The organism is Streptomyces sp. NK08204 (assembly GCF_020400585.1).
In the GTDB taxonomy this organism is placed as follows: Bacteria; Actinomycetota; Actinomycetes; order Streptomycetales; family Streptomycetaceae; genus Streptomyces.
Genome location: NZ_JAINVF010000006.1, coordinates 46,973 through 71,036, shown reverse-complemented (window position 1 = coordinate 71,036; position 24,064 = coordinate 46,973). Strand labels below are relative to the sequence as shown.

The 24,064-nt window shown below is 68.7% G+C and carries 22 protein-coding genes; 11 read left to right on the top strand and 11 right to left on the bottom strand.

Annotated features, from left to right (window positions below; all coding sequences use genetic code 11):
* Positions 1-208: 208 nt before the first annotated feature.
* Positions 209-1,501: an MFS transporter gene (locus K7G59_RS11950; RefSeq protein ID WP_225833269.1), complete on the bottom strand. Its 1,293-nt coding sequence runs from the start codon at positions 1,499-1,501 to the stop codon at positions 209-211.
* A complete protein-coding gene (locus tag K7G59_RS11945) occupies positions 1,501-2,769 on the bottom strand; it encodes an aminotransferase class V-fold PLP-dependent enzyme (protein WP_225833266.1) in 1,269 nt (422 codons plus the stop codon). Before K7G59_RS11945 ends, K7G59_RS11950 begins: the two co-directional genes overlap by 1 nt.
* Here K7G59_RS11945 and K7G59_RS11940 point away from each other — a divergent pair.
* Together K7G59_RS11940 and K7G59_RS11935 are read left to right on the top strand one after the other, a co-directional pair.
* Positions 2,768-4,180: a PLP-dependent aminotransferase family protein gene (locus K7G59_RS11940; protein WP_225833264.1), complete on the top strand. Its 1,413-nt coding sequence runs from the start codon at positions 2,768-2,770 to the stop codon at positions 4,178-4,180. The genes K7G59_RS11945 and K7G59_RS11940 overlap by 2 nt on opposite strands.
* Positions 4,181-5,190: 1,010 nt before the next feature.
* Complete coding sequence (locus K7G59_RS11935; protein ID WP_225833773.1) at positions 5,191-6,489, top strand: phosphatase PAP2 family protein; 1,299 nt, start codon at positions 5,191-5,193, stop codon at positions 6,487-6,489.
* A gap of 156 nt (positions 6,490-6,645) precedes the next feature.
* Here the strand turns inward: K7G59_RS11935 and K7G59_RS11930 are convergent, their stop codons facing one another.
* From K7G59_RS11930 to K7G59_RS34665, 6 genes are all read right to left on the bottom strand, one after another.
* Positions 6,646-7,056 (bottom strand): DUF5959 family protein, encoded by a 411-nt coding sequence (locus tag K7G59_RS11930; RefSeq protein ID WP_225833262.1) that lies wholly within the window; start codon positions 7,054-7,056, stop codon positions 6,646-6,648.
* Positions 7,057-8,043: 987 nt separating this feature from the next.
* Positions 8,044-8,364 carry a hypothetical protein gene (locus K7G59_RS11925; RefSeq protein WP_225833260.1) on the bottom strand — a complete coding sequence of 107 codons (321 nt, stop codon included), beginning with the start codon at positions 8,362-8,364 and terminating at the stop codon, positions 8,044-8,046.
* A 214-nt stretch (positions 8,365-8,578) separates the two neighbouring features.
* On the bottom strand, positions 8,579-9,436 hold the full coding sequence (locus K7G59_RS11920) for a hypothetical protein (RefSeq protein ID WP_225833257.1): 858 nt from the start codon (positions 9,434-9,436) through the stop codon (positions 8,579-8,581).
* Positions 9,437-10,567: 1,131 nt separating this feature from the next.
* The gene (locus K7G59_RS11915; RefSeq protein WP_225833256.1) at positions 10,568-11,047 is read right to left on the bottom strand and encodes a hypothetical protein; all 480 of its coding nucleotides are present in this window, start codon (positions 11,045-11,047) and stop codon (positions 10,568-10,570) included.
* Positions 11,048-11,246: 199 nt separating this feature from the next.
* On the bottom strand, positions 11,247-11,459 hold the full coding sequence (locus K7G59_RS11910; RefSeq protein WP_225833254.1) for a hypothetical protein: 213 nt from the start codon (positions 11,457-11,459) through the stop codon (positions 11,247-11,249).
* 8 nt (positions 11,460-11,467) lie between these two features.
* Positions 11,468-11,590 (bottom strand): hypothetical protein, encoded by a 123-nt coding sequence (locus K7G59_RS34665; RefSeq protein ID WP_263976209.1) that lies wholly within the window; start codon positions 11,588-11,590, stop codon positions 11,468-11,470.
* Between the two features lie 700 nt (positions 11,591-12,290).
* Here K7G59_RS34665 and K7G59_RS11905 point away from each other — a divergent pair.
* The 9 genes from K7G59_RS11905 to K7G59_RS11865 all read left to right on the top strand — a co-directional run bounded on the left by K7G59_RS11905 (position 12,291) and on the right by K7G59_RS11865 (position 21,054).
* On the top strand, positions 12,291-12,524 hold the full coding sequence (locus K7G59_RS11905) for a hypothetical protein (RefSeq protein WP_225833252.1): 234 nt from the start codon (positions 12,291-12,293) through the stop codon (positions 12,522-12,524).
* A gap of 309 nt (positions 12,525-12,833) precedes the next feature.
* On the top strand, positions 12,834-14,516 hold the full coding sequence (locus tag K7G59_RS11900; RefSeq protein ID WP_225833250.1) for an ABC transporter substrate-binding protein: 1,683 nt from the start codon (positions 12,834-12,836) through the stop codon (positions 14,514-14,516).
* Positions 14,513-15,460 (top strand): ABC transporter permease, encoded by a 948-nt coding sequence (locus K7G59_RS11895; RefSeq protein ID WP_225833248.1) that lies wholly within the window; start codon positions 14,513-14,515, stop codon positions 15,458-15,460. The genes K7G59_RS11900 and K7G59_RS11895 overlap by 4 nt, the downstream gene beginning before the upstream one ends.
* Positions 15,457-16,449 carry an ABC transporter permease gene (locus K7G59_RS11890; RefSeq protein ID WP_225833246.1) on the top strand — a complete coding sequence of 331 codons (993 nt, stop codon included), beginning with the start codon at positions 15,457-15,459 and terminating at the stop codon, positions 16,447-16,449. Before K7G59_RS11895 ends, K7G59_RS11890 begins: the two co-directional genes overlap by 4 nt.
* Positions 16,446-17,267, top strand: coding sequence for an ABC transporter ATP-binding protein (locus tag K7G59_RS11885; protein ID WP_308295020.1), 822 nt, complete (start codon positions 16,446-16,448; stop codon positions 17,265-17,267). The genes K7G59_RS11890 and K7G59_RS11885 overlap by 4 nt, the downstream gene beginning before the upstream one ends.
* A complete protein-coding gene (locus tag K7G59_RS11880; protein WP_225833244.1) occupies positions 17,264-18,286 on the top strand; it encodes an ABC transporter ATP-binding protein in 1,023 nt (340 codons plus the stop codon). Before K7G59_RS11885 ends, K7G59_RS11880 begins: the two co-directional genes overlap by 4 nt.
* Positions 18,283-19,563 carry an alpha/beta fold hydrolase gene (locus K7G59_RS11875; protein ID WP_225833242.1) on the top strand — a complete coding sequence of 427 codons (1,281 nt, stop codon included), beginning with the start codon at positions 18,283-18,285 and terminating at the stop codon, positions 19,561-19,563. The genes K7G59_RS11880 and K7G59_RS11875 overlap by 4 nt, the downstream gene beginning before the upstream one ends.
* Positions 19,564-19,626: 63 nt before the next feature.
* Positions 19,627-20,823 (top strand): M6 family metalloprotease domain-containing protein, encoded by a 1,197-nt coding sequence (locus K7G59_RS11870; protein ID WP_225833239.1) that lies wholly within the window; start codon positions 19,627-19,629, stop codon positions 20,821-20,823.
* 54 nt (positions 20,824-20,877) lie between these two features.
* A complete protein-coding gene (locus K7G59_RS11865; protein ID WP_225833237.1) occupies positions 20,878-21,054 on the top strand; it encodes a hypothetical protein in 177 nt (58 codons plus the stop codon).
* Positions 21,055-21,174: 120 nt separating this feature from the next.
* Here the strand turns inward: K7G59_RS11865 and K7G59_RS11860 are convergent, their stop codons facing one another.
* The 3 genes from K7G59_RS11860 to K7G59_RS11850 form a co-directional block, all read right to left on the bottom strand.
* Entirely contained in the window at positions 21,175-22,140 is a 966-nt protein-coding gene (locus K7G59_RS11860; RefSeq protein ID WP_225833235.1) for a LysR family transcriptional regulator, read from the bottom strand.
* 270 nt (positions 22,141-22,410) lie between these two features.
* Entirely contained in the window at positions 22,411-22,695 is a 285-nt protein-coding gene (locus K7G59_RS11855; protein ID WP_225833233.1) for a hypothetical protein, read from the bottom strand.
* Positions 22,696-23,431: 736 nt separating this feature from the next.
* On the bottom strand, positions 23,432-24,001 hold the full coding sequence (locus K7G59_RS11850; RefSeq protein ID WP_225833230.1) for an ester cyclase: 570 nt from the start codon (positions 23,999-24,001) through the stop codon (positions 23,432-23,434).
* Positions 24,002-24,064 lie beyond the last annotated feature (63 nt).

Below are 24,064 nucleotides of genomic sequence, written 5' to 3'. Positions count from 1 at the left end.
TCCTGCGACCGGGTGGGCTTCCGCCCTGCGGCGGCACCTTGGCATCGACGCTTCGGGGTGGGCGTCGGATGACCCCGGGCGCCCGCTTTGAAGCCGCCGCTCTCGGACAGAAGCGGTCCCGGACGGGCGGACCTCAGTCCCGCGCAGCCGCACAAGGACGCGGCCCAGCCGGTACCGACCGGGCCGCCGTCCTTCAGGACGGTACGCGTCACTGAGCCATCGGTGGCGGCAGGGCCGTGAGCCGGGTGACCGGGGACGCCAGGAGCGCGACCGCCACCACGGCGGAGGCGATCGCCGCGACGGCCAGGGCGCCCCTGCCACCGAGATGACCGGCCAGCAAGCCGGCGGACAGGCCGCCGAGGGCGCCACCGCCGAACAGCAGCGTCCGGAAGGCCGCGGTCATCCGTCCCATCATCGAGGCGGGCGTGCTGGTCTGCCGGAGGCTGACGATGACGACGTTGGCGACGCCGAGGCCGAGATACGTGACGAAGAAGGACACGACGCACATCGCGATCACCACCGATCGGGGCCCGGTGGCGGCGGCGATCAGGCTCGGACCGAGCAGGAGGGCCGACTGGGCCACCAGGTAGACGCGTCCGAGCAGGAAGCGCTTGATGACGGGCCCGGAGATCAGCGCGCCGATCAGGCCGCCCACGGAGGCGGTGGCGAAGATGCCGCCGAGAGCGGACGAGGACAGATGCAGATCGTGTGTGCCGTGGAGCAGGAACATCGTCCACACCGTGACCATGGAGAAGTTGCAGCAGAATCCGACGAGCGCCAGGGCCCGCAGGATCCTGTCCTTCATGACCCAGCGGAGGCCGTCCCGCAGCTCGCCCCAGACATGCCGTCGCGCACCCTTCTCCGGGCGCGGCTCAGGCGTTCGGACGAGCAGCAGGGAGACCAAGGACACCAGGTACGAGAAGGCGTCCACGATCAGCGCCACCGGTGCGGTCAGCGCCGACACCAGCACACCCGCCATACCGGGCCCCGCCACATCGGCCGCGGAGGAGCTGACGCCCATTTTCGCGCTCGCCTCGACGTACTGGCCGGGGTCGCGGACCAGGGTGGGCACGTACGACATCCAGCTCACGTCGAACAGCACCGACGCCACACCGACGGCGCAGGCGATGACCGTCAGGGTGACCAGGCTGAGGGCGTGCGCCCAGTACAGGGCGGGGACCAGCGCAAGCAGAACCATCCGGACGAGGTTCGCGGCGAGCATGACCCGGCGTCGGCGGACCCGGTCCACCCACACCCCGAAGAGCAGAGCGAGGCCGAGGTACGGGACGAGCTGCAGGAAGCGCAGCAGTCCCACCTGCTCGTCGCTCGCCCCGAACGCGCGCATGGCGGTGAGGGGCAGGGCGAGGGTGGTCACCTGGGTGCCGAGCAGCGACACGCTCTCGCCCAGCCAGAACTTCAGGAAGTCCCCGTTGCGCCAGAGGCTCGGCAACGGCGCCGCGGCAGCCGTCGCCGCGCCCGTGGAAGCGTGCACCGACGCCATCAGTGGCTCCCCGGACCGCGCTCGGCGAGCTCGGAGACGGCCGCGGCGACCATGTCGACCTCCTCCTCAGTGTTGTAGTAGTGCGGGGAGAGGCGCAGACACCAGTCGACGTCCTTGTCCGCGAAGTCGTACTGCGCGAACTCCCGGAAACTCAGTGCCGAGTTGACGCCTCGCTCGTCCAGGGCGGCCTTGAACGGCTGCGGCTGCCAGCCGGCGATCTCGAAGGTGACGAGCGCCGCCGGAGCCGGGCCGCCGTCAAGGACCCGTACGCCGGGGAGGGCCGCCAGCCGGTCACGCAGCCCGGCGGCCAGCACGGGCGTCCGGCGGGAGATCGGCTCCAGGCCGACCCGCAGGGCGTAGCGCACCGCGGCCGCGCAGCCGAGAAGGGTGGCGTAGGGGAACTCCCACTCCTCGAACCGTGCCGCGCTGTCCACCGGCCGGTACTTCTCGGGCTCGACCCAGCGGGCCCCGTACATGTCGATGAACAGCGGCTCGTAGCCCTCCTCCAGGACGCGGTCGGAGACGTAGAGGAAGCCCGAACCACGCGGCCCGCGCAGGAACTTGCGGCAGGTCGCGGTCAGCAGGTCGCAGCCGATCGCGTTCACGTCGAGCGGGTACTGACCCGCCGACTGGCAGGCGTCGACGAGATAGAGCAGCTCCAACTCGCGGCAGTGGCGGCCGATGTCGGCGATCGGCTGGACGAGGCCGGAGTTGGTGGGGACGTGGGTCGCGGCGACCAGGCGGGGGCGGTGGGTGCGCATGAGCGCGGCCATGGCGTCGACGTCGACCCCGCTGCCGTCGGGGCGGTCGGGGGCGTGGACGATCTCGACGCCGAATCGTCTGCGTAGGGCGAGGAACGCGATCTGGTTGGAGATGAAGTCGTTGCGCGTGGTGAGGATCGTGTCTCCGGGCTCGAAGTCGATCGCCGACAGTGCCTTGGTGTAGGCGTGGGTGGCGCTGCCGGCGAAGGCGATGTTCCCGGGGCCGGTGCCCAGGAGGTCGGCGATCGAGGTGTAGAAGTCGCGGACCTGGGTCTCTCGGGCGGCCGACGCCTCGTATCCGCCGATCTCCGCTTCGAGTCGGAGGTGGTCGGTCACGGCCGCGAGCACGGGGCGGGCCACCAGGCCGCAGCCGGCGTTGTTGAAGTGGACGACCGACTCGCAGCCAGGGGTGTCGGCGCGGAGGGCCGCGATGTCCGCCGGGGTGAACTCCGCCGAGCTGAGAAGCGATTCTCCAGTAAGGAGAGAAGCGTTACTCTGTTGTCTCATGCATGAGAGTAGCAGTACTGAAGTCCTCGTGGCGATCCTCCGCATGGAGATCGCCCAACTGGCGCCCGGCGAACGGCTGCCGAGCAGCCGTGAATTGACGGGGCGTCATGGCGTCAGTCCGGTGACCGTGTCGCGCGCGTTCGCCCAACTGGCTGCCGAGGGCGAGGTGGTCACCCGTCCCGGCAGCGGCACCTATGTCGCCCCGCGCCACACCCGTGCCAGCGACGACGCCCCGGACACCTCCTGGCAGGCGGTGGCGCTCGCCGGAAACGACTTCGACGCGGGTGCCGCGGACGCCCCCTCGGGCCCGCTGCCGCCCGGGACGATCTCCATGGCGGGCGGCTACCTGCACCCGGCACTGCGCCCGGACCGGGCGCTCAGCGCGGCGCTGGCCCGCGCTGCCCGTCGCCCCGACGCCTGGGACCGGGCACCCGCCGAGGGCCTCGCCCCCCTGCGCGCGATCTTCGCCCGGGTCGCGGGCGGCGACCTGGGCCCGCACGACGTGCTGGTCACCGGCGGCGGGCAGGGCGCGCTGTCGATGCTGTTCCGGGCGCTGGCCGCGCCGGGCAGCCCGGTGCTGGTGGAGTCGCCGACCTACCCGGGCGCGCTGGCCGCTGCCCGCGCTGCGGGGCTGCGCCCGGTACCCGTACCGATGGACGACCACGGTATCCGCCCCGACCTGCTGGCCGACGCCTTCGCCGTGACCGGGGCCCGGCTGCTGTACTGCCAGCCCACCTTCCACAACCCGACCGGCACGGTGCTGACACCCGAGCGGCGGCGTCAGGTCGTGGACGTGGCCCGCGCCACCGGGGCGTTCCTCGTCGAGGACGACTTCGCCCGCCATCTCGGCCACGGGCGACCGGTGCCCCGCCCCCTGGTCGCGGACGACCGCGACGGGACGGTGGTCCACCTGACCTCACTGACCAAGCCGGCCTCACCGAGCCTGCGCATCGGGGCGGTGATCGCCCGCGGGCCGGTGATGCGGCGGCTGCGGGGCATGCGCCGGGTCGATGACTTCTTCATCACCCGCCCTCTGCAGGAGGCCGCCGTGGAACTGGTCAGCACTCCGGCCTGGGACCGCCATCTGCGCACCCTCTCCACCCGGCTGCGGGAACGCTGGACGGTCCTCGCGGGAGCCCTGGCCCGCGACCTGCCGGACTGGGCCGTTCCCCGGATCCCTGACGGCGGCCTCCACCTGTGGGTCCAACTGCCGCCCGGCCTGGAGGACTACGTCCTCGCGGACGCGGCCCGCGCCCACGGCGTGGCGGTCGACGCCGGCACCACCTTCTTCCCGGCCGAGCCCTCCGGCGCCTACCTGCGCCTTGCCTTCGCGGCCGCCGAACACCCCGCCGACCTCACCGAGGGCGTCCGCCGCCTTGCTCAGGCGGCACGGGCATGCGCCGCCGGATGAGGCCCCAGGCCACCCGTCACCGTCCGCCGACCGAGCCACCCCACATGGCAGGGGCCTGCCACTCGCCGACGCAACCGTCAGCCGTCCGACTCAGGGCAACCTTTCGCGCGCCGGGTCGGTGGCCGCCTCGGGGGTCTTCACGATGAGCAGCCCACGGACGCCCTCCGTCGTCGCCGTGACCGGGCAGCACATCGGCGCAGGCCACGTTCGATCCGTCCGGCGTGGGCTTCGGCAGCCGTCCCGGCCGGGCGGGCCGCAGCGACGTGCCGTCCCCGGCGAGGTAGCGCACGCGACTGGAGTCCGAGCGCCTCGTGGTCTTCGGCACCGACGCCTGCACCGCAGCCGCGGCTGCGGCGACAACGCCGAACGGGTCCGCACGTACTACGACGGCAAGCCGTACGGCAGACCGGCGTGCCCGGCGACCCCACCCGGACCGAGGTGACCGACAGCTACGCGGCCGACGGCACGCCGAACTTCATGACGACCCGTGTTCCTTGGGCGGTCGAGCCGAGTATGAGGCGCCAGCGCATGCCAGGGATCACACGGGCGTGGCTCGCCCAGACCGAGCCGTCGCGGAGCCGGCCGGAGTCGGTATGATCCTGGGCACTGCGGACGGGCCGGTTCGCCGGAACAGGATGGCCGAGCAGGGGGAACGGAGCGCGCCGACCGTGGTGCCTTCGGTAGCAGCCAGAGGTGGCCAGTGTGAACAGCCAGGTCCGGCAAGCCGTTTTACGGCGCCCGAGTTCCACGCGGACGCGAGTCTCCTCATGGACGCGCTCCGGGCGGTTGATGACATTGTCGGAGACCATTCCCCGCCACTCCGATAGCATGTTCGAATTAGCGACGATCACCCCCTCCGTCCCCCACCGGAAAACCATGCCATCCAGCGCGAACGGCGGCCTGGTTGACTAGATAACAAATCGGTCAGACAGTTGATACCTATATCATCGCGAGTCTTTTCGCGAATAACCGGCAGAACTACGTACGCCGCGTGGCGTCAACCGCGGGCGATCCTGTGGGCCGCGACGGGCGTGGTGGCACTCGGTTTCCTCATCACGCTGGAGATCGTCGCGCGTCGCTGCTGCGGTACACCGGGGCCGATGACCAATCAGGCGGAAGAGGTGATATTCGCTCCCAAGCCAGGGCCGCTGTACGCGGGTATGGCGTTGATGATGGTGGTGCTCACCTGGCGGCAACGGTTCATCGCGGCTGGTGTCGCGATCGGCATCGACGTCGTCTTCGTAGGGGTGCGGTGGGCGGTCGACGCCAAGATGACCGACGGCCATTTCTTCGGCAACGGCGCGTTGTGGGTGATGCTGGGCTGTGCGGTCATCGCTGTCACGCGCCGCACGGGCCGGGAACGCGTCCTGCTGCTGAAGGGCGTCGGGCTGGGCCTGCTGCTGGTGGCCGGACGCAAGACCGGCGACACCTGGCTGCTCATCACCTCGAAGACCCGCCCGTCGGTGCTCGACCCGTACGTGGCGACCGCCGATCACGCGCTGGGCAACCCGTCGTGGCTGGCAGGCCGGATGGTCGAGGCCACCGGCCCGATCGGCACCCATCTTCTCGGCTGGGTATACGCTCAGCTGGCGGTGGCCGCGGTCGTCGTCGCGCTGTATCAGCTGCGCAACGTGAGGGTCGAACGGCGCTTCCCGCGCCATCATCTGGTGCGCACCTTTCTGGTGATCGGCCTCCTCGGACCGGGCATCTACATGCTCTTCCCGGTGGTCGGACCGGTCTTCGCGTACGGGCCGGGAGCCTCCGGCACCGGTGGCGTGCACTGGGCGGTGGCCAACCTGTGGCCGGACACACCGCCGCCGATCAGCACTCCGCACCCGGTGTCATACGACGAGATCACCCCCCGCAACTGCATGCCCAGTCTGCACACAGCCTGGGCCACCGCGATCTTCATCCATTCCCGCACGGGCCCACGGATCCTGCGGTACGCAGGCGCTTTCTGGCTGATCGCCACGCTCGGCGCAACGCTGGGATTCGGCTACCACTACGGCACGGATCTCGTGGCCGGTGTGGTGTTCGCCCTCACGATCGAAGCAGCTCTCCGCTCGCTCGAACGCGGCTGGGACCGGTCAGGAACCCAGATGGTCGCCCACGGCACAGCGGTCTTCGCCGCACTCTTGGTCTCGTACCGCTATCTGCCGATGGAAATGGCCCTCCATCCGTGGGTGTTCGGACCACTTCTCATTCTGGCGATGATCTCAGTGATCCACGGCTACCTACGGACCACCAGACTGTGGGAGTCGAAAGCCGCACCGGCGCTGCGACCGGACCCGCTACCCGAGCTGGTTTGAGTCAGCCCCGGAAATGGCGCTCACGGACATATACGCACGAGCCGTGCTCCGGGACGACGAGGCCATACGCTCAACGCCTCGCCATCGCGGCTCCGCCGTCGCCGCTGCTCTGATCGAGCTGCAACCCCGAGACCTCAGTCTGGCGGGCTGACGTCTTCAGGACTCGCCGCAGGCCTCACGCAGGCGCTGAACGTTTGCCTCGTGCTCCTCGATCCACTCAGGCGGTGCTTCGAGTCCCAGGGCCACCGTCAACCTGTCGGGGTCGTGGACCGAGAGGGAGAGCCAGCCGTTTTCGTGCGGGTGAAAGTACAGCTCCAGCCCTCGGCTTCCTTGCGGCCAGCTGGCGTCTTCACCAGCACGGAGGCGGCTCAGTGCTTCCTCCCACTCCTGGAGGTGATCAAGCCAGATGCTGGTCTCCAAGCGGGCATTCACGAAATCCGTAGTCACCAGGCACTCGGCTCGAACGTGGGCGCGTCGAGCTTCGTGGGGCCCAACCGCACGCAGGACGAGGGAGACGTCTCGTCCATCAGACAGATGTATCAAGTCAACGGGAACCCACTCGTCCATCCCACTCCCCTTTTCCGGTCGTGTATCCAGTGCTTGCGTGCACGATACGGGCGGAGTCCGACAAGGAGGCTCCCGGGAGCGCGTGAAGGGCGCACCTCCCCAGGTGATGGGCGCCCGACGGATGCTCGCCGCCGCCCTGGGCCGAAGACAACCAGTCCAGCCGAGTTGGCCGCGGAGGCGAAGGAGGCCGGGCGCCGCCTGGCGGTCCGGCACGCGCGGTCCGCTGTCGGTGCGGCGGCCGGAAGGGGACTGCGCGGCCGTGGCAACCTCCCCGTGGACGCGCGGGACGAGGACACCCAGAGGTCTCCGGCGCCCTGTACTGGGTCAGCTCGACCGCATACACGTCGATACCGCATCTGCCGGTTCAGGAACTCGACGATCACCCTCAGCTCCGGCGGGATCCGGTCCGCCATGAACAGCAGGCGCATCTGTCCAGCGGCCGTCCGTCCTCGAAGGAGCACTCCGTACCAGCGATACGCCCCGTTCGCCGCGTGGGCCAGCATCTGCAGGACGGGTGGTAGCACCCTTGGAAGCAGCCGTCGAGGAAGACGAAAGGCGGGCTTCGCAGCACTGAAGCGCCTCAAGCAGGCCAGTTGGCGAAACGCTGCAGGCGTATTAGTGCGCGCGGGTGAGAGGTAGCGCCGCGTCGTTCGTGTCAGGACAGGTGGCACCCCTGCTGTGGAAAGGTGACTGTCGAACACAGATCGAAACAGAGGTGATCATGCGGGGCGCAGTCCGGCGTGTCGTGTGCAGTGCTTCGGTGATGGCCGTGGCCGTGTGGTGGGCGGCTGGGTGCCAGGTGAAGAAGGAACCGGGCTCGGACAAGCTGTATGGCGATGTCCACACGGGAGACACCTCGCACATCAGTGTTCCGACGGTACAGGTCGGATCCTCTGCCGTCGGCCGGGTGCGTGTCACCAATACCGAGGACAAGCCGGTGAAGGTCCGGAGCGTTCATACCAGGGAGAGCACCGCCGGGCCAATGTCCTACCGGTCCAGGGGATCCGCGCGACCGTCGCAGTTCTCCGCCGATCTGGGGACCTGTGCCGGAAGGACGCTCAAGCCCGGCGAGTCCTGCGCGATCGAGATCGTGTCCAAACCGACGGTCGCCGGGGTCAGCACGGTGCTTCTGGTCATCGAGACTGATCCGCCCTCTGCGACCATCCGCGTGGAACTGGTGGTCCATGCGTCGAAATCGGGTGGCACCACCGAAGAACCGCCCAGCGAGCCGGGGAGGCCTACGTACGAGTCGAGGAAGCCCTCTGCCGAGGAGACGAACTCCTCGACCACGCCGGCGCCCGAGAGCAACTCTTCTCCTGCCGCCTCACCCGAGTCCTCCCTCGGCTCACCCGATTCCTCTCCTGGCTCACCGCAATCCTCTCCCGGCTCACCCGAATCCTCTCCGGCCTCACCCGAGTCCTCTCCCGGCTCACCCGAGTCTTCTCCGGAAAGCCCTCATGCACCGCCTGGGGCGACCGAGCCTGGAGACAGCGGGTCCGCTTCCTGACGGGCGGAAAGGCGCTCATGACGGGCGCCCGAGGACGTCGACACGAACGCTGTCGTCGTCGGGCAGCACGACCACCGTGTTGTTCGAGAACGGATGCCATGAGCGATTCACCAGGTAATACCGGCCGTTGCTCTTCGCCAACAGCACGAACCATTCATACCGGTACCGGTAGGGCCCGTGGTCGGGGGCAAGGTCCTCCCGTGAGATGTCGGGCAGGTTGTAGGCGATAGGCTGCCGGGAGTAGACGCGGACCCATGGCCTACCGCGATAGTGACCTCTCGCATCGAGTTGGGCCTGTGCCAGACCGGCATCGTGGGCGTATCGCGCCATGCTGAAGAACAGCGACAGAAAGAGCATGGCGGTGAACAGCGACCCGCCGACCAACCACAGCCTGTCAGTCGGCCGGCCGGCGTTCAGACGACGCTGGTGCGCCATGCGCAGATGGACCGCACAGATCCCCATGGTCGTGCCCAGGGCCACCACCAAAGTGGGGAGGAACTCCCGGACCAGGCCGGGCTGCAGACGGGCAATGATCTCGTTGTTCCACCAAGCGGGACCCATGAACACGACGAGCCCCAGCAGCGTCAGAACAGTCCCCGCGCCCAGCAGGCCCCGGGTCACCCGGCGCCGCAGGCTCCGGCCGCTCCTCAGCAGCCACCGCTCCAGCAGCCCGAAGGCGAGCAGCACGGCGAGCCCACAGCAGAACAGGAACCACAGGGGCAGAAAAAGCGCGTCATCACTGCGCGCAACGTAGCTCTGCGAGGACAGCTGCAGATCGCTCGCCAAGATCCCGAAGAAGGAGTAGTACGACGTGATGTAGGTGCTGCCGAAGTAATAGAGCAGACCAAAGACGACCGTCCCGGGCGCCAGCACGTAGGCCGCCTTCTCGAGAAAGGTCTTTCCAGTCGGCTCCCGAACGGCGGGTCGGCTGCGGCCCGGAAGCCGCACCGGCGAACTGACATGAGGCATCCGCCGTCGCCGCTCACGTCCTTGCGCACACACGGTTCAAGACTGGGCTGCCGCGTCCAGAGCCGCATCCCTGGCCGGTCCAGTCGCGTGATCAAAGCCCGGGTGAGGGCGAGGACGGTCGAGGATGCCTTCTCTTCGCCGGCCAGTACACGGTCTGGATCCGCGCCTGCGACCTGCGCTCCAACGCCCAGGAGGCCCTCTTCCGAGTGCAGATGCTCACGGAGGAGGAAGGCCGGGCCGTACTGCGGAAGACGCCAGATCGAGCGGGGTCGTTACTGTGCCTCAGTGTCTGTGAAGCACGGCTGAGGCTGGTCGAGCACGTTCGCGCGAAAGTGGCCGGGATGAGGCTGGAGCCCTGCCTGTGTGACAACGTCGACGCACAGCAGCGGACAAGCGCGGACGCCTGCAGACCATCAGCGCATGGGGGCGGGGCAGCCCAGGGCGGATCCGCCGTCCAGATCACTTCGGGACGAAGAGGTGGTGGGGTCAAGCTCCGCCGCCCGACCTTACAGAGTCCTGGCCGCCACGGTCGTTCGGCGGGGGCCGGACCTCACCGATGCAGTCCCACCGAAGCGGATCCCTGGCCCAAGAAGCTCAGCCGCACCCGACGGTCGGCATTGTCCTTGTTGGTGTCCGCCAACCTCCGTTAAGTCAACCCTCAGCATGGACGTGCACCTGCCTGGCGAAAGTGCCGCTGCCCAACCGAGGCGGGCATGGCGCGACTCACGGCTCCTTCGTCCGGGAAGAAGTGGTCCGGTCAACAGGCGCCGTTGAAGGGGACGCCGCTACAGCCGGGGTGTCCTTGGCGTCCGTCCCTGCCATCGGTCACTTCCGTCCATGCAAGGCGGCGGACTCTACGGTTCCTGGTACGTGGCTGCACTGGATCCGTGCCTGTCCTTTCGTCACATCGGGAATCTCCGTGGCCTTCCCGGATGCGGGGTCGCCCGCCGCGCCTTCCACCGGCGTAGCTGGTTCCACGGCGCGGAGTTCCAACGGCCCCGTCCACTGTCGACGGCCCTGGCTTCCTTCTCTTCGTCACGACCCGCTCTGGGAGGACGAAGGAACGGGACCACCGGATGACCAGAAGTCGGAATGGACATTCGCGTCCGGAATCGGCTTTCCCGCATAATTCGGTCCAACTGTCTTCGAGGTGGGTGGTGACACCGATGACTTTTCCACACATGGTGTTGCCACTTCAAAGAATGCCTGCCCGTTATCACCAATCAAGAGACGCACATTAAATTCATCTGGCGTCTGAAAATACATGGCTGGACTTTTCGTGTCCCGATTGACGCCGATCTGGTTGTATCCTTGCGATTTCCAGTAACGCTCCACCGCACCTAGAAAGTTCCCCCTCCGCGACTCTGAAATTACAGTCATTACCGCCCGCCGCCTCGATACGTCACAACTACCCTCGGTTGACTCGCCATGGGTCCAGTGCACTGTCGGCTTGATCGCGGCGAACGTGCCGTCAAGGATCTTGTCGGCATGTTCTGCAGCCTCTTGCATGTTCATTTTCTTCGAGTCACCTACAGTCGTTCCGTCCGAAGAGCTGCATCCAGTCAAGAGAAAAGCACCAAGTAGAATTCCAGGGTATACAGTTCTCACCGCGGCTGCTCCCTAACGATCTCGTCAGATCTGCCGACAACAATCCTTGCAATATTGTCCGCCGACATCTGATCTTTTGCAGGGTTGAAGTAGTTGGAGTGGGCTTTCAATCCGTGTAGTGAAAATTCCGCGACAGCTCGTTGAGCTTCTTGAGTGCTGCTGTCGCGGCCTCCCCCTCGTTGGCCTGCCGCATGGCCTTGGTGATGTGCTTGTCGACACGATCTCTGGGCGCACCAGCCGCGTCGCTCATCGTGCGATACCCGTCCGCCGCGTCTGCGTACTCCGACGGATTGATGGCCTTGAGCGTCTTGAGGTCCATGTTCTGTGTCACCGACCCTTGCCCGAGCCGCCGTCGGCGGAGGTGTCCTCGGAATGCACCTTCAGCTTTCCGATCTCCGCATTGATGGCCTCGTCTGTCCTGAGCTGGTCGCGGCCCGTCTTGTCCAGCACTCCCGCGAGCCCGCCGCACAGGTCGCTGATGTCCTTAGACGGCGCTCCCAGGAGTCGTACACACCCTTCTGCGCCACCGCGGTCAGGCATCCCGTCGTCTTACCGAGGCCGGTCTGGCCGTGCTCAAGCTTTGTCATCACCTTTCCGATGTCGCTCTGCACGTCTGCGACGCCTTCGCCTGCGTGGGACCAAGCCGCCTTGTCGGACCTCAACTTGCCGGAGGCGCCGCTGCCGCCTGAGCCGCCGCCTCCCGGGCCATCTGACAGGTGGTTTAGCTGCATCCGTGTCTCGTGACGCTCGCCGCTGCGGCCTTGAGCTGCTCCCACTCCTGCCACGCCACGCGTGGTCCCCTCCCCCAGGTCTCGCTCTGCCAGATGAGGTGTTGTGGATGAGTTGTTGTGAACGTGCGACCGCAACACTTCGGTGATCGAGAACAACGCTAATGCCTGTCCGTCATGCACCCATCTGTATCGGTCACCAAGGCGTCTGAGTATCCGTACTCAGAGAGCCTGGACTCCGATCCCCCGGAGGCACGCTGCCCGGTCCGCAGGTGGGCGCTACCGCGCCGGGGTAATGGCCTGGAGGCGCCGCATGGGTGGACGGTGGTGCGGGGGAAACGCGGCGCCTGCGAGCGACGGTGACCGCTGCGGTCGCTGCTCCGAGAAGTACGACAGCGCCGACGCCCAGCACGATCCAGAAGGTGCTGCTGTCCTCGGACGCTGCCCCCTCTGAGCAATGCTCAGGACTCGCCGAGTCCCGCAAGGCCGCGGGCCACGACTCCGGCGCCTGTGCCACCGGTGTCGTCATCTACAAGGTCGACACCTCGACCGCCACCGGCAGTGGGCCGATCCGGGTGGTCACCAACCCCGATGCCGCCGCCCCCACCGGGAACTGCACCGCGCTGGACATGCAGACCTGGAAGCCCGGCCATTGATTCGAGGACAGCACCGCCCGTATCCGGATCTACGTCAACAGTTCCGACGCGTACAACGACACCGTCTGGACCTACAAGTGGTGACCGCATAGTGCGAGATGCCCACGGTCGAAGGCGGTGTGGTCTGCGCATCATGCGCCGGCCACACCGCCCCTGCGTGCCTTCGGCTCGTATCGGCAGCGCTTCATGCCCCCGGGGAGCGGCGCCCATAACCCGATGTTCTGGGGACCCGGGAGCTGGCCGTGTGGGCCTGGTCACGTACACCCTTGACGCACGCACAGTGAAATGTCACATCACATAGGAGTCACCGTGAGAGCACGAGGTTCCGGGATGGTCATGGCTGCCGCCCTCGGACTCGTCACCGTCGCCGGCTGCGGGGGAGCCGACGGCGGCGACGGGCAGGGCGCGTCGGCGAGCAAGGGAGGCACGCTTCACGTGCTCTCCAGCCTCGACCTGGAGCACCTCGACCCCGCCCGCAACTACGTCACGTCCTCCGAGGACGTGGGCCGCCTCATCTACCGGACGCTGACGACGTACGCGGCGGCACCCGGGCCGGCCGGGGGAAAGATCGTGCCGGATCTGGCAACGGACACCGGCCGCCCGAGCGACGGGGCCCGCACCTGGACCTTCACGCTCAAGGCAGGGGTGAAGTTCGAGGACGGCCGGCCCATCGCCAGCCGGGACATCAAGTACGGGGTCGAGCGGAGCTTCGCCGCGGAACTCCCCGAAGGGCCGCCGTACGCACGCATGTGGCTTGCAGGGGGGCGGAGTTACAAGGGCCCCTACAAGGACAAGCACGGGCTCGCCTCGATCGAGACCCCGGACGGCCGGACGATCGTCTTCAAGCTCAACCGTCCGGTGGCCGACTTCGGTTCCGCGGTGTCGCTGCCGATCTTCGCCCCGGTTCCGCAGGACAAGGACACCGGGATCCGCTACGACAGCAGGCCCTTCTCCTCCGGCCCCTACAGGATCGGGGACTTCGAGCCCAAGAAGCAGCTCACGCTGGTCCGCAACACCCACTGGAGCCCTGCCACCGATACCGTGCGCAAGGGGCTGCCGGACAAGGTCGTGATCGATCTCAACCTCGACCCGGCCGTCGTCGACCAGCGGCTCATCGCCGCCCAGGGGCAGGACGCGGACGCCGTCGCCTTCGAGCCGGTCGGCCCGGCCTCGGTCGGGCCGGTGATGGCCAACCCCGCAGTGCGCAAGCGACTGGTCACCGGTGAGTCGATCAACACGCGGTACCTGAGCATCAACACCCGGCACAAGCCGCTCGACGACGTCCGGGTGCGGCAGGCGATCGCCTACGCGCTGGACAAGGACGCCCTGCGCACCGCCCGGGGCGGACCGATCGCCGGCCAACTGGCCACCACCCTGCTGCCGCCGTCCCTGCCCGGTGCCGTTACCGACGATCCCTTCCCCAGCCCGAGCGGCAAGGGCGATCCGGCCAAGGCGAAGGCGCTGCTCGCCCAGGCAGGCCACGCCTCGGGCCTCAGCCTCACGCTCGACACCCCAGCCACCGCCGGCGGACAGGCGCAGGGCGAGGCCGTGCAGGCATCCCTGGCCAAGGCCGGGATCAAGGTGAAGATCAACGCGATCAGCTCGTCGGCGTTCTACAGCACCGTGGGCAACACCGCCCAGGAGCACGACCTGGTGATCGATGGCTGGACACCCGACTGGCCCGGCGCCTCCACCTACCTGCCCCTCGTTTTCGACGGCCGGCTGATCACCTCCGAGGGCAACAACAACCACGCCCAGTACGGCTCCGCCAAGGTCAACGCCCGTATCGACGCGATCGCCCGGATGAAGGACCCGGCGGCCGCCGCGACCGCCTACGGCTCACTCGCCCAGCAGATCATGCGTGACGCTCCGGTCGTGCCGTTCCTGTGGGACAAGGCGGCGGTCCTGGTCGGCCCCCATGTCACGGGCGCCTACGGGCACATCGCCTACGTCGGCCGCCTGGACCTGGTCTCCCTGGGGCTGCGGAAGTGACCGCCACCCTCCCCGCCCCCGTGCCGTCGTCGGACACGCCACCTCGCGTCGGCCCGGACGAGACGTCCCTGCTGCGCCGGCTGCTGGCCCAGCGTTCCGCCACGGTGGCGCTGGCAGTGGTCGTGCTCCTGGTGCTCATCGCCCTCGCGGCCCCGTTGATCGCCTGGACCGCCGGCTCATCCCCGACCGAGTTCCACTCCGACGCGGTGGATCCGGTGCTCGGCGGGCTGCCGCGGGGCACCGGAGGCGGTATCAGCACCCAGCACTGGCTGGGCGTGGAGCCTGGCAGCGGCCGGGACATTCTCGCCCGTGTCGTCTACGGCGCCCGGGTCTCGCTGCTGATCGCCCTGCTCGCCACCGCCGTGTCGGTGACGCTCGGAACGGCGCTCGGACTGGCCGCCGGGTTCTTCAGCGGCTGGACCGATACCGTCGTCGGCAGGCTGATGGACCTGCTCATGTCCTTTCCCGCCCTCATCTTCATGATCGCGCTGATCTCCGCGGCGCCGGGCGTGAACCGGCAGCTGCTGCTGGTCGTCGTGCTCGGCTTCTTCGGCTGGCCGTACGTCGGGCGGATCGTACGCGGGCAGGCGATGGTGCTGGCCCGCGGCGAGTTCGTGGCCGCGGCCCGTGTGCTGGGTGCCTCCAGGCGCGCACTGCTGGTGCGGGAGGTGCTGCCCAACCTGAGTGGGCCGGTCCTCGTCGTGGCGACCATGTCGATCCCCAGTTACGTCGCCACCGAGGCGGGCCTGTCCTACCTCGGCGTCGGGGTGCGCCCGCCGACCCCCTCGTGGGGCCAGATGATCGCCGCCGCGGTGCCGTGGTATGCCGCCGACCCCGTCTACTTCCTCATCCCAGGCGGCTTCCTGTTCGCGACTGTGCTCGCCTTCAACGTGCTGGGCGACGCAGTACGGGACGCACTCGATCCCCGGAGCCGACGCCGATGATCCTTTATGTCCTGCGCAGGCTGGCCGCGACGGCGCTGATCCTGCTGGTGATCTGCGCGGCCACCTTCGCCATCTTCTATCTGATGCCCGCCGACCCGGCCCAGGGCGCCTGCGGCAAGGCGTGCAGCCCGGAGCGCATTGCCGAGATCCGCACCACGCTCGGCCTGAACCACTCGGTGGGCGTGCAGTTCCGTGACTACCTCATCGGCATCGTGGGCGGTCGTACGTACGGCACGGGTGCGCAGGCCGTGCACTGTCCCGCTCCGTGCCTGGGATTCAGCTTTCAGACCGACCAGCCCGTGTGGCTGATGCTCACCGACCGGCTGCCGGTCAGCATCTCCATCGCCCTGGGCGCGGCGGTGCTGTGGCTGCTGGTCGGCGTCACGGCCGGGGTGATCTCCGCGCTGCGCCGCGGCAGCCTGTGGGACCGGGCGGCGATGACGGCCGCACTCGGCGGCGTCTCGCTGCCGGTGTACTTCACCGCCCTGGTGCTGCAGTACCTGCTCGTCGTCAAGCTGGGCCTGTTGCCCTATCCGCAGGCGATCCCGCTCACCGCGGACCCGGTCGGCTGGGTTCAGTCCATGGTCATGCCGTGGATCACGCTGGCGATGCTCTACGCCGGCATCTACGCCCGGATCACCCGCGGTGAGATGCTCGACAGCCTCGGTCAGAACTACGTCCGCACTGCCCGCGCCAAGGGTCTGCCCGAGCCGACGGTGCTGCGCCGGCACGCGCTGCGGCCGGCGCTGATGCCCATCGTGACGATCTTCGGCATGGACCTCGGTGCGCTGCTCGGCGGCGCCCTCATCACCGAGTCGGTCTTCGGCCTGCCCGGCGTGGGAAAGCTCGCGGCCGACGCGATCAACAGCGCCGACCAGCCGGTGATCCTCGGCGTGACGCTGTTCGCCGCGGCGTTCGTCGTGATCGCCAACGTCGTGGTGGACCTGGTCTACGCGCTTCTTGACCCGAGAGTGAGGGCCGTGGGATGACCCTGCTGACCGTACGAGACCTGACCGTGGACTTCGCGAGCGGCGCGCGCGCCGTCGACGGACTCGAACTGGACCTGGCCGCCGGGTCGGTGCTCGGCGTGGTGGGCGAGTCCGGCAGCGGCAAGTCCGTGACCAGCCTGGCCATCATGGGTCTGCTGCGCGGTGCCCACGTCACGGGTGAAGTCCGCTTCGACGGACAGAAGTTGACCGACCTGAGCGGCCGGGCGCTGCGCCGGCTGCGTGGTGACCGGATCGCGATGATCTTCCAGGATCCGCTGTCCTGCCTGAACCCCTACTACCCGGTGGGCTTCCAGATCGCCGAGGCCTACCGTGCACACCGCCGGGCCGGGCGCCGCGAGGGACACCGGGTCGCGGTACGGATGCTGGACCGGGTCGGCATCCCCGAGCCCGAACGCCGCGCCCGCGCCTACCCGCACGAGTTCTCCGGCGGCATGCGTCAGCGCGTGATGATCGCGATGGCCCTGTGCCTGGAGCCCGACCTGCTCATCGCTGACGAACCGACCACCGCGCTCGACGTGACCGTACAGGCCCAGATCCTGGAACTGCTGCGGGAACTACGGGAGCAATCCGGCACCGCAATCATGCTCATCACCCATGACATGGGCGTGGTCGCCGGCCTGGCCGACGAGGTCGTCGTGATGTACAGCGGCCGCGCGGTCGAACGAGGCCTGGTCCGCGAGGTGTTCTACCGCCCGCGCGACACCTACACCAAGGGCCTGCTCGCCTGCGTACCCCGCGTCGACGGGCCGCTGCCCGATCGCCTGCCCACTCTGTCGACGCCGGAGGTGACCGCGTGAACGCGCCCCTGCTCGAAGCACGCGACCTGGTCAAGCGGTTCCCCGTACGGCACGGCCTGACCCGGCGGCTCGCCGGGCAGGTCAGGGCGGTCGACGGGGTGTCGCTGCGAGTGGACGCGGGGGAAACGCTGGGTCTGGTCGGCGAATCCGGCTGCGGCAAGTCCACCGTCGCCCGGCTGCTGACCCGGCTCATCGAACCCACATCAGGAACGATCAGCATGGCCGGACGCGAACTCACCACCATGGACGAGCCGTTGCCGCGGCCCGTGCGCCGCGACCTGCAGATGATCTTCCAAGACCCGTTCTCCTCGCTGAACCCCCGCCAGACCGTCCGGCAGATCCTGACGGCCCCATACCGCTATCAGGGGTTGACTCCCGACGAGCCGGTGGAGGATCTGCTGGTGCGGGTGGGCCTGCGGCCGGAGCACGCCGCCCGCTATCCCCACGAGTTCTCCGGCGGCCAGGCGCAGCGCATCGGTATCGCCCGGGCGCTGGCACTGCGGCCGAAACTGGTGGTGTGCGACGAGCCCGTCTCGGCGCTCGACGTGTCGGTCCAGGCGCAGATCCTCAACCTGCTCAAGGACCTGCAGCAGGAGTACGGGCTCGCCTACGTGTTCATCGCGCACGACCTCGGCGCGGTGCGTCAGATCAGCACGCGCGTCGCGGTGATGTACCTGGGCACGGTCGTGGAGACGGCCGACCGGGACACGCTCTACGGCAGCGCCGCGCACCCGTACACCCACGCCCTGCTCTCCGCCGTACCACTGCCCGATCCGGACGCCGAACGGGCCCGGGAACGGATCGTGCTCCGCGGCGACCTGCCCAGTCCGCTCAGCCCGCCCAGCGGCTGTCCGTTCCGTACCCGTTGCCCGAGGGCGGCCGACCGCTGCGCCACCGAACGGCCCGCGCTCAGCCCGATCGCCCCGGGCCACGAGGTCGCCTGCCACTACCCCGAGCCGTTGACCGAGCAGACGTCCGTGCCGCTTTCCGAGTCGTCTGCCGAGGAAAGGACCTCATGAGCCGCAGCTACCGCCTGCCAGGCCTCGCCGTCACCGACCACACCTTCACCGTGCCGCTCGACCACGCCGACCCTGCGGGACCCTCGATCCAGGTGTTCGCCCGGGAAGTGTCCGACCCGGCCCGCGCCGGCGAGCGCCTGCCCTGGCTGTTGTACCTGCAGGGCGGACCGGGCGGAAAGTCGCCGCGGCCCCTGAACGCCACCACCGGCTGGCTCGCCCGTGCCCTGAGGACCCACCGGGTGCTCCTGCTGGACCAGCGCGGCACGGGCCGCAGCACCCCGGTCACGGCCCGGTCGGCCGGACAGTTCCCCGATGCCCGGAAACTGGCGGCCCATCTCGCCTTCTTCCGCGCGGACTCGATCGTCGCCGACGCGGAACTGATCCGGCACCAGCTGTGTGGCGACGAGCCATGGGAGACGCTCGGCCAGAGCTATGGCGGCTTCCTCACCCTCACCTACCTCTCCCAGGCCCCCGAAGGACTGCGTGCCTGCTACATCACCGGCGGCCTCCCCGGCCTGTACGCCACCGCCGACGACGTCTACACGGCCACCTATCCCGAGGTCAGGGAGAAGGTGACCGCCTTCTACGCCCGTTACCCCGGCGACCGGGAGCTGGTCCGGCGGATCGCTGACCTCCTCGACCGCCGCTCGGTCCGCCTGCCCGACGGCGACCGTCTCACGGTGCGCCGACTGCGCACCCTCGGCCTGGTGCTGGGTATGGGGGACGGAGCCGAGCGCCTGCACTGGCTGCTGGACGAAGCCGTCGGTACCGACGGCGACCTCTCGGCGACCTTTCTGCAGCAGGTGATGAACCTGACGGGGTTTGTCGACAACCCCCTTTTCGCCGTACTCCAGGAATCCATCTTCGCGCAGGGCGGCAAGCCCACCGACTGGGCCGCCGCCCGGGTGCTCACCGACCGCCCGGAGTTCGGTGAGGACGCCGACCCGCTGCTGTTCACAGGCGAGATGTTCTATCCCTGGATGTTCGAGGAGATCGCCGGGCTACGGCCGTTCCACGATGCGGTCCGGCTGCTGGCCGAGCGAACCGACTGGCCCGCGTTGTACGCACCGTCGCGGCTGGCCGCCAACCAGGTGCCGGTGGCCGCCGCGATCTACCACGACGACATGTATGTACCCGCAGAGCTGTCCCTGGCAACCGCGTGCTCGGTCGGCGCGCTGCGCGCCTGGGTCACCAACGAGTGGGAGCACGACGGGGTGACCGCGTCCGGCGAAGGCGTGCTGTCCCGGCTGATGGACCTGGCCGTCGGCCGGGCCTGACGTCCTCCCCCCATTCACCTGCTTGACGTCCTTCCCCTCAACCCGAAGGAGAGAAGAGGAGACATGTCCGGATCCATCAAGAGCATCAGGGCCCTCGCCGCGGGCGCCGCAGCGACGGCGTTCCTGTCGATCACCGCCGCCGCCCCGACCGCGACCGCGGCGCCGGGGCACGGCACCGCTCACGCCACCGACTGTGCTCTCCCCGGCAGGACCGGCTGGACGGACGAGGGCCACGCCACCGACTACACCCAGTTCCAGCGACCCCTCGGCACCAAGCACGTACTCATGCTGTTCGTCGACTTCCCCGACGCCCAGGCTTCCGGTTCCACGTCCGACTACTACCGGGAACTCGCCCCGGCCGGCGACTGGATGAGGAGGGACTCCTACGGCCGGACCCGGCTGGACATCACCCCGCTGGCCCGTTGGGTTCGGATGCCGCAGGACTCCACCAGCTACGGCTTCCAACGTGGGATCACCTTCGAGCAGCACGAGGCGTACGTCCGGCAGGCGGTGGCCGCGGCAGATCCGTACGTCGACTTCTCCCAGTACGCCATGGTCTACATCGTCCCGGCCAAGTCAGCCTCCGCGATCAGCTTCTCACCGACGTACTTGTACGACCCCACCACCGCGGGCGTCACCGCCGACGGCACGCGCATCAAGTGGGCCGTGACGTTCGGGCAGGACATGTGGCACTGGGGCTTCAAGGTCGCCGACCACGAGACCAGCCACACCTTCGGCCTGCCCGACCTCTACGCGTTCACCGGCACCGACTACCACCGCTTCGTCCGCGGCTGGGACCTCATGGGCAATATCGCCGGCGCCGCCCCGCAGCACCTCGGCTGGGAGCGGTGGAAGTTCGGCTGGATCGACGACAGCCAGGTCGCCTGTCTCCCCTCGGCCGGAAGCCGCACCGTCCTCCTCAAGGCCGTCGAAAGCCCCGGCGGAACGAAGATCGCGGTGATCCGTACCGGCGAGACCACCGCCTACGTCGCCGAGTCCCGCAGGGCCGTCGACGCGGACAGCGACGCCTGTTCCACCGGCGTGCTCATCTACAAGGTGGACTCCTCCACCCAGACCGGCTACGGCCCGGTCCAGGTCGTGAACGGCAACGCCGACGCCACCCCGCCCTCGGGCTGCCAGGCCCTGGACATGGCGGCCTTCCACAGCGGGCAGTCCTTCACCGACCCCGACACCGGCGTCCGGATCGACGTGGATGGCAGCGGTCCTCTGCACGATCGGATCACGATGACCAAGCAGTGATTCCCCGGCGGTCACCACGCCGTGCGGGCAAGCCCGTCATGGACGCCCTCCCTGGTGACGCCGAGCTTGGTGAACCTCCTGCCGGGAGGAGAGCTGATCGCCGTAGCCGCGGCGGCCGGGGAGCGCGGGCCGATCAAGGCGCACAGCGAGTACGGCCGCCTCGTACGGATGGGCCGGGTGGCAGGGCGCGCGGCAGCCGGGGCCGCGCGGCGCACCGTAGCAGGGCCATGACCGAGAAGGTCCGCTTCCGCCTCCTCACGGTGGATGTCCCTGGACGACACGGGAGTCCATCAGGCTCGCGTCCAGCTCACCGTGCCGATCATTTCGGCACGCCGCCTGCCGCGCGGTGACTCACTCCGGCAGACGCAGCAGCTCCGGATGGCGCCCGCACCATTGTGCGTAGGCCGGAGTGCCGGCACAGGTGGCGAGATATCCCTCGGCGACCCTTTGGACGATCTCGTCGCCGTGTGCGGCCAGCGGCCCGTCCTGGCGCCAGGCGAGCACGTGGCGGTACCAGAGCGGATTGCCGGCGAGCGGCCGCACGGCGACGCCGGGCACCTCGACGAAGGTCGCCTGGCAGAGGCTGACCGCCAGGCCCGTCCGTACGATGTCGATCAGTTGCCGGCCTTCCGCCTCGTAGGGCGTGCGCGGCTGACGGCCCGTCCGGGAGAAGACGGACGCCCAGTACTCCCGCGTGCGATCGCTGTCCGGGTGGGGCATGGCCCAGTCATCCGCGATGAGTTCCTTCAGGCTCACCTCATCACGTACGACCAGCGGGTGGGTGGACGGGAGCAGGGCGAAGACCGGCTCGGTGACGACCGGGCGCAGGACCACTCCCTCGCGGGGCGGGAGCTCGTGGCCGGGGTTGTCGCCGAGGACCGCCGCTTCCAGGCGTCCTGCCGCGAGGTCGTCCAGCAGCGGCGACGGGGAGTACTGGCATCGGGTCGTCACCTCCGAGCCAGGGATCAATTCCCTGGTGGTCACGATGAGATCGGCGAGCAGTGGCCCGCCCACCGCTCCCAGGCGGACGCGGCCGGAAGCGCTTCCGCAGCGGGCGGCGCGGGCGGTGTCGGCCAGCAGGCCGTCGATGCCCGGCAGGATGGCCCGCGCCCGGGTGAGCACCAGCTCACCCAGCGCGGTGGGTTCGGCACCGGTCTGCCCGCGGTCGAAAATCGGGCCGCCGAGCATGGCCTCGATGCGCCGCAACTGGGCGCTGAGCCCGGGTTGGGTCATGCAGAGCGTCGCGGCAGCACGGGTCAGACTTCCGGCCTCCGCGATCGCGCAGATCACTCGCAAATGCCGCACCTCCAGATCCATGGCGCGGATGGTAGGGAGCGGCACGCGCTTTCCGACAGGGGTCGGACCCACAGTCCCATATGAAATGTCACACATGATCTGACACTGATACGCCAGGCTCGCTCGAAGCCTTGGCAGCCAGTCTGTGCAATGTGGAATATTACTCATCGTGTCACGAGAACTCGGACGTCATCGTCGTCGGGGCCGGAAACGGCATCAGCCTCGGTGCCAGAAGGAGCTCCACCACCCCGCTGTTCGGGGGAGCCGAACAGCGACCACCCGGTCAGCTGCTCACGGCCGTGGCGAATGCTCCGGCTCAGACGGAGTCAGCCCCTGTGAGCCCTCTTCGGGTGGCGCCCACCGTGACATGTCCGGCGTTGGACTCCACGGTGCGGTAGTGGGGTTCGGCGGCGCAAAGGGGCCTGCCTGGTTGTGCATCAGTAGCAGCATCACCACAGCGAAGCCGATGGCCACCACGATCAAGGCGAAGCCTACGGGGTTCCGCGGGTTGTACTCATAGCGGTTCGTCCCCCACTTGCTCCGCTTGAAGACGGGCTCATTGTCGTCGAAGCGCACGGCTACGACCGTATTGCGAGCGCTCGAAGCACTTGAGGGAGGGGGTCGATTTCAGAGCGATGCGATGGCCATCGCCACCAACCAGTCACCGCAGGGAAAGACTCTCTTCGAGACATGGTCTTCGGCTGCCTCCGGGTCAGACGCGAAGGGCCGCGCCCCCGGGAACAGACCATCACGCACCAGCGGCAGCTCGTCGAGACAGACGCCCGCGATGCAGACGGACACCGTGCAGCTCGGGATACCAGTCGGCCTTGACAAACTTCACGGCGTCGCGCTGGATCAACGCAGGCATGGCAGAGCGGCCGGTGCCTTCCATCGTCGTGATGACCTCCCCGATCGTCGCCCTTCCGGCCGCACGCGCCGCCAGTTGTCGATGGAGGTGTCGAGGACGCGGACGTCGCGCCGCGCTCCGTCGACGACGAAGTCTTCCGACCTGCACCTCCACAAGCCTTGGACAGGACCGCGATGGCGCCAGGCGTTGTGGGACCCGGCTGGACCACCCGACCGTGACCATGACTCCAAGGCCCCCGACCACTACGGGAAATCACCCCGTAGCACCGGGACAAGACGCCCAATCTCTCGGCTACGGGCGGCCCAGGGGGAGACTCCGGGGCGGTGATCATTCTTTCGCGCTTCGTTACTCGACATCTCGAGGCGTGGAGAATGGCCGCGTCGTCTTGGCCCGGAACCCGGGGGTCTTGGCTGGCCGAGTGATCAGCGACGTCGAACATCAAGCTCAGCCGGGCATGTGCTCGCGAGCGGTGGCCGCTGCCTGCTCGGCGGCCTCGGCGATCACGGTGGCGGCGCGGGCGGCGCGTCCGGTCGCATGCCAGTCGTGGATGCGCTGGACGGTGGGGCCGGGCGGAAAGACGCCGAGTTGCCCGAGCAGGGTGATGTCGTCGCGGACCGCCTCGTGTCGGACGATCTTGCCGTCCCGCAGGTGCAGTAGATGGACCTGCTCGGAGTCGATCTCGGCCCCGGTGGGCGGGATCGCCTGGACGAGTGCGCCGTCGCGGTAGCGGACGAAGGGGCCAGTGTGCCGACCCTGCATGTGCAGCCGTAGCCATACCTGGTCGCCGTCGTGGGCCAGATCGGTGACGGGGAAGCTCAGGTCGGTGAAGGCGGAGCGCAGCCAGGCGCCCGACGCAAGCACGCCCGCCGGCCCGGGGAGTGAGCAGGGGGCGGGGGAAACGACCGCCTCGCGGTTGACGAAGTCCTTGTGCACGACCGCTGCGGCCAGCGCCGCATCCCCGGTCGCCAGGACCGTGAAGAGTCCGCGGGCCGCGTCCTTGGCTGACATTCCCATCGGGTTCGGTTCCTCTCGCGCATGGGGCGGTTCGCCACCCCGACCGATATTCAGGTTACACAC

Bases quoted from the DNA above. Each gene is read 5' to 3' on its own strand.
- K7G59_RS11950 (WP_225833269.1), bottom strand. From the start codon at position 1,501: ATGGCGTCGGTGCACGCTTCCACGGGCGCGGCGACGGCTGCCGCGGCG.
- K7G59_RS11940 (WP_225833264.1), top strand. From the start codon at position 2,768: ATGCATGAGAGTAGCAGTACTGAAGTCCTCGTGGCGATCCTCCGCATG.
- K7G59_RS11945 (WP_225833266.1), bottom strand. From the start codon at position 2,769: ATGAGACAACAGAGTAACGCTTCTCTCCTTACTGGAGAATCGCTTCTC.
- K7G59_RS11930 (WP_225833262.1), bottom strand. From the start codon at position 7,056: ATGGACGAGTGGGTTCCCGTTGACTTGATACATCTGTCTGATGGACGA.
- K7G59_RS11915 (WP_225833256.1), bottom strand. From the start codon at position 11,047: ATGAACATGCAAGAGGCTGCAGAACATGCCGACAAGATCCTTGACGGC.
- K7G59_RS11910 (WP_225833254.1), bottom strand. From the start codon at position 11,459: ATGGACCTCAAGACGCTCAAGGCCATCAATCCGTCGGAGTACGCAGAC.
- K7G59_RS11890 (WP_225833246.1), top strand. From the start codon at position 15,457: ATGATCCTTTATGTCCTGCGCAGGCTGGCCGCGACGGCGCTGATCCTG.
- K7G59_RS11885 (WP_308295020.1), top strand. From the start codon at position 16,446: ATGACCCTGCTGACCGTACGAGACCTGACCGTGGACTTCGCGAGCGGC.
- K7G59_RS11875 (WP_225833242.1), top strand. From the start codon at position 18,283: ATGAGCCGCAGCTACCGCCTGCCAGGCCTCGCCGTCACCGACCACACC.
- K7G59_RS11870 (WP_225833239.1), top strand. From the start codon at position 19,627: ATGTCCGGATCCATCAAGAGCATCAGGGCCCTCGCCGCGGGCGCCGCA.
- K7G59_RS11860 (WP_225833235.1), bottom strand. From the start codon at position 22,140: ATGGATCTGGAGGTGCGGCATTTGCGAGTGATCTGCGCGATCGCGGAG.
- K7G59_RS11850 (WP_225833230.1), bottom strand. From the start codon at position 24,001: ATGGGAATGTCAGCCAAGGACGCGGCCCGCGGACTCTTCACGGTCCTG.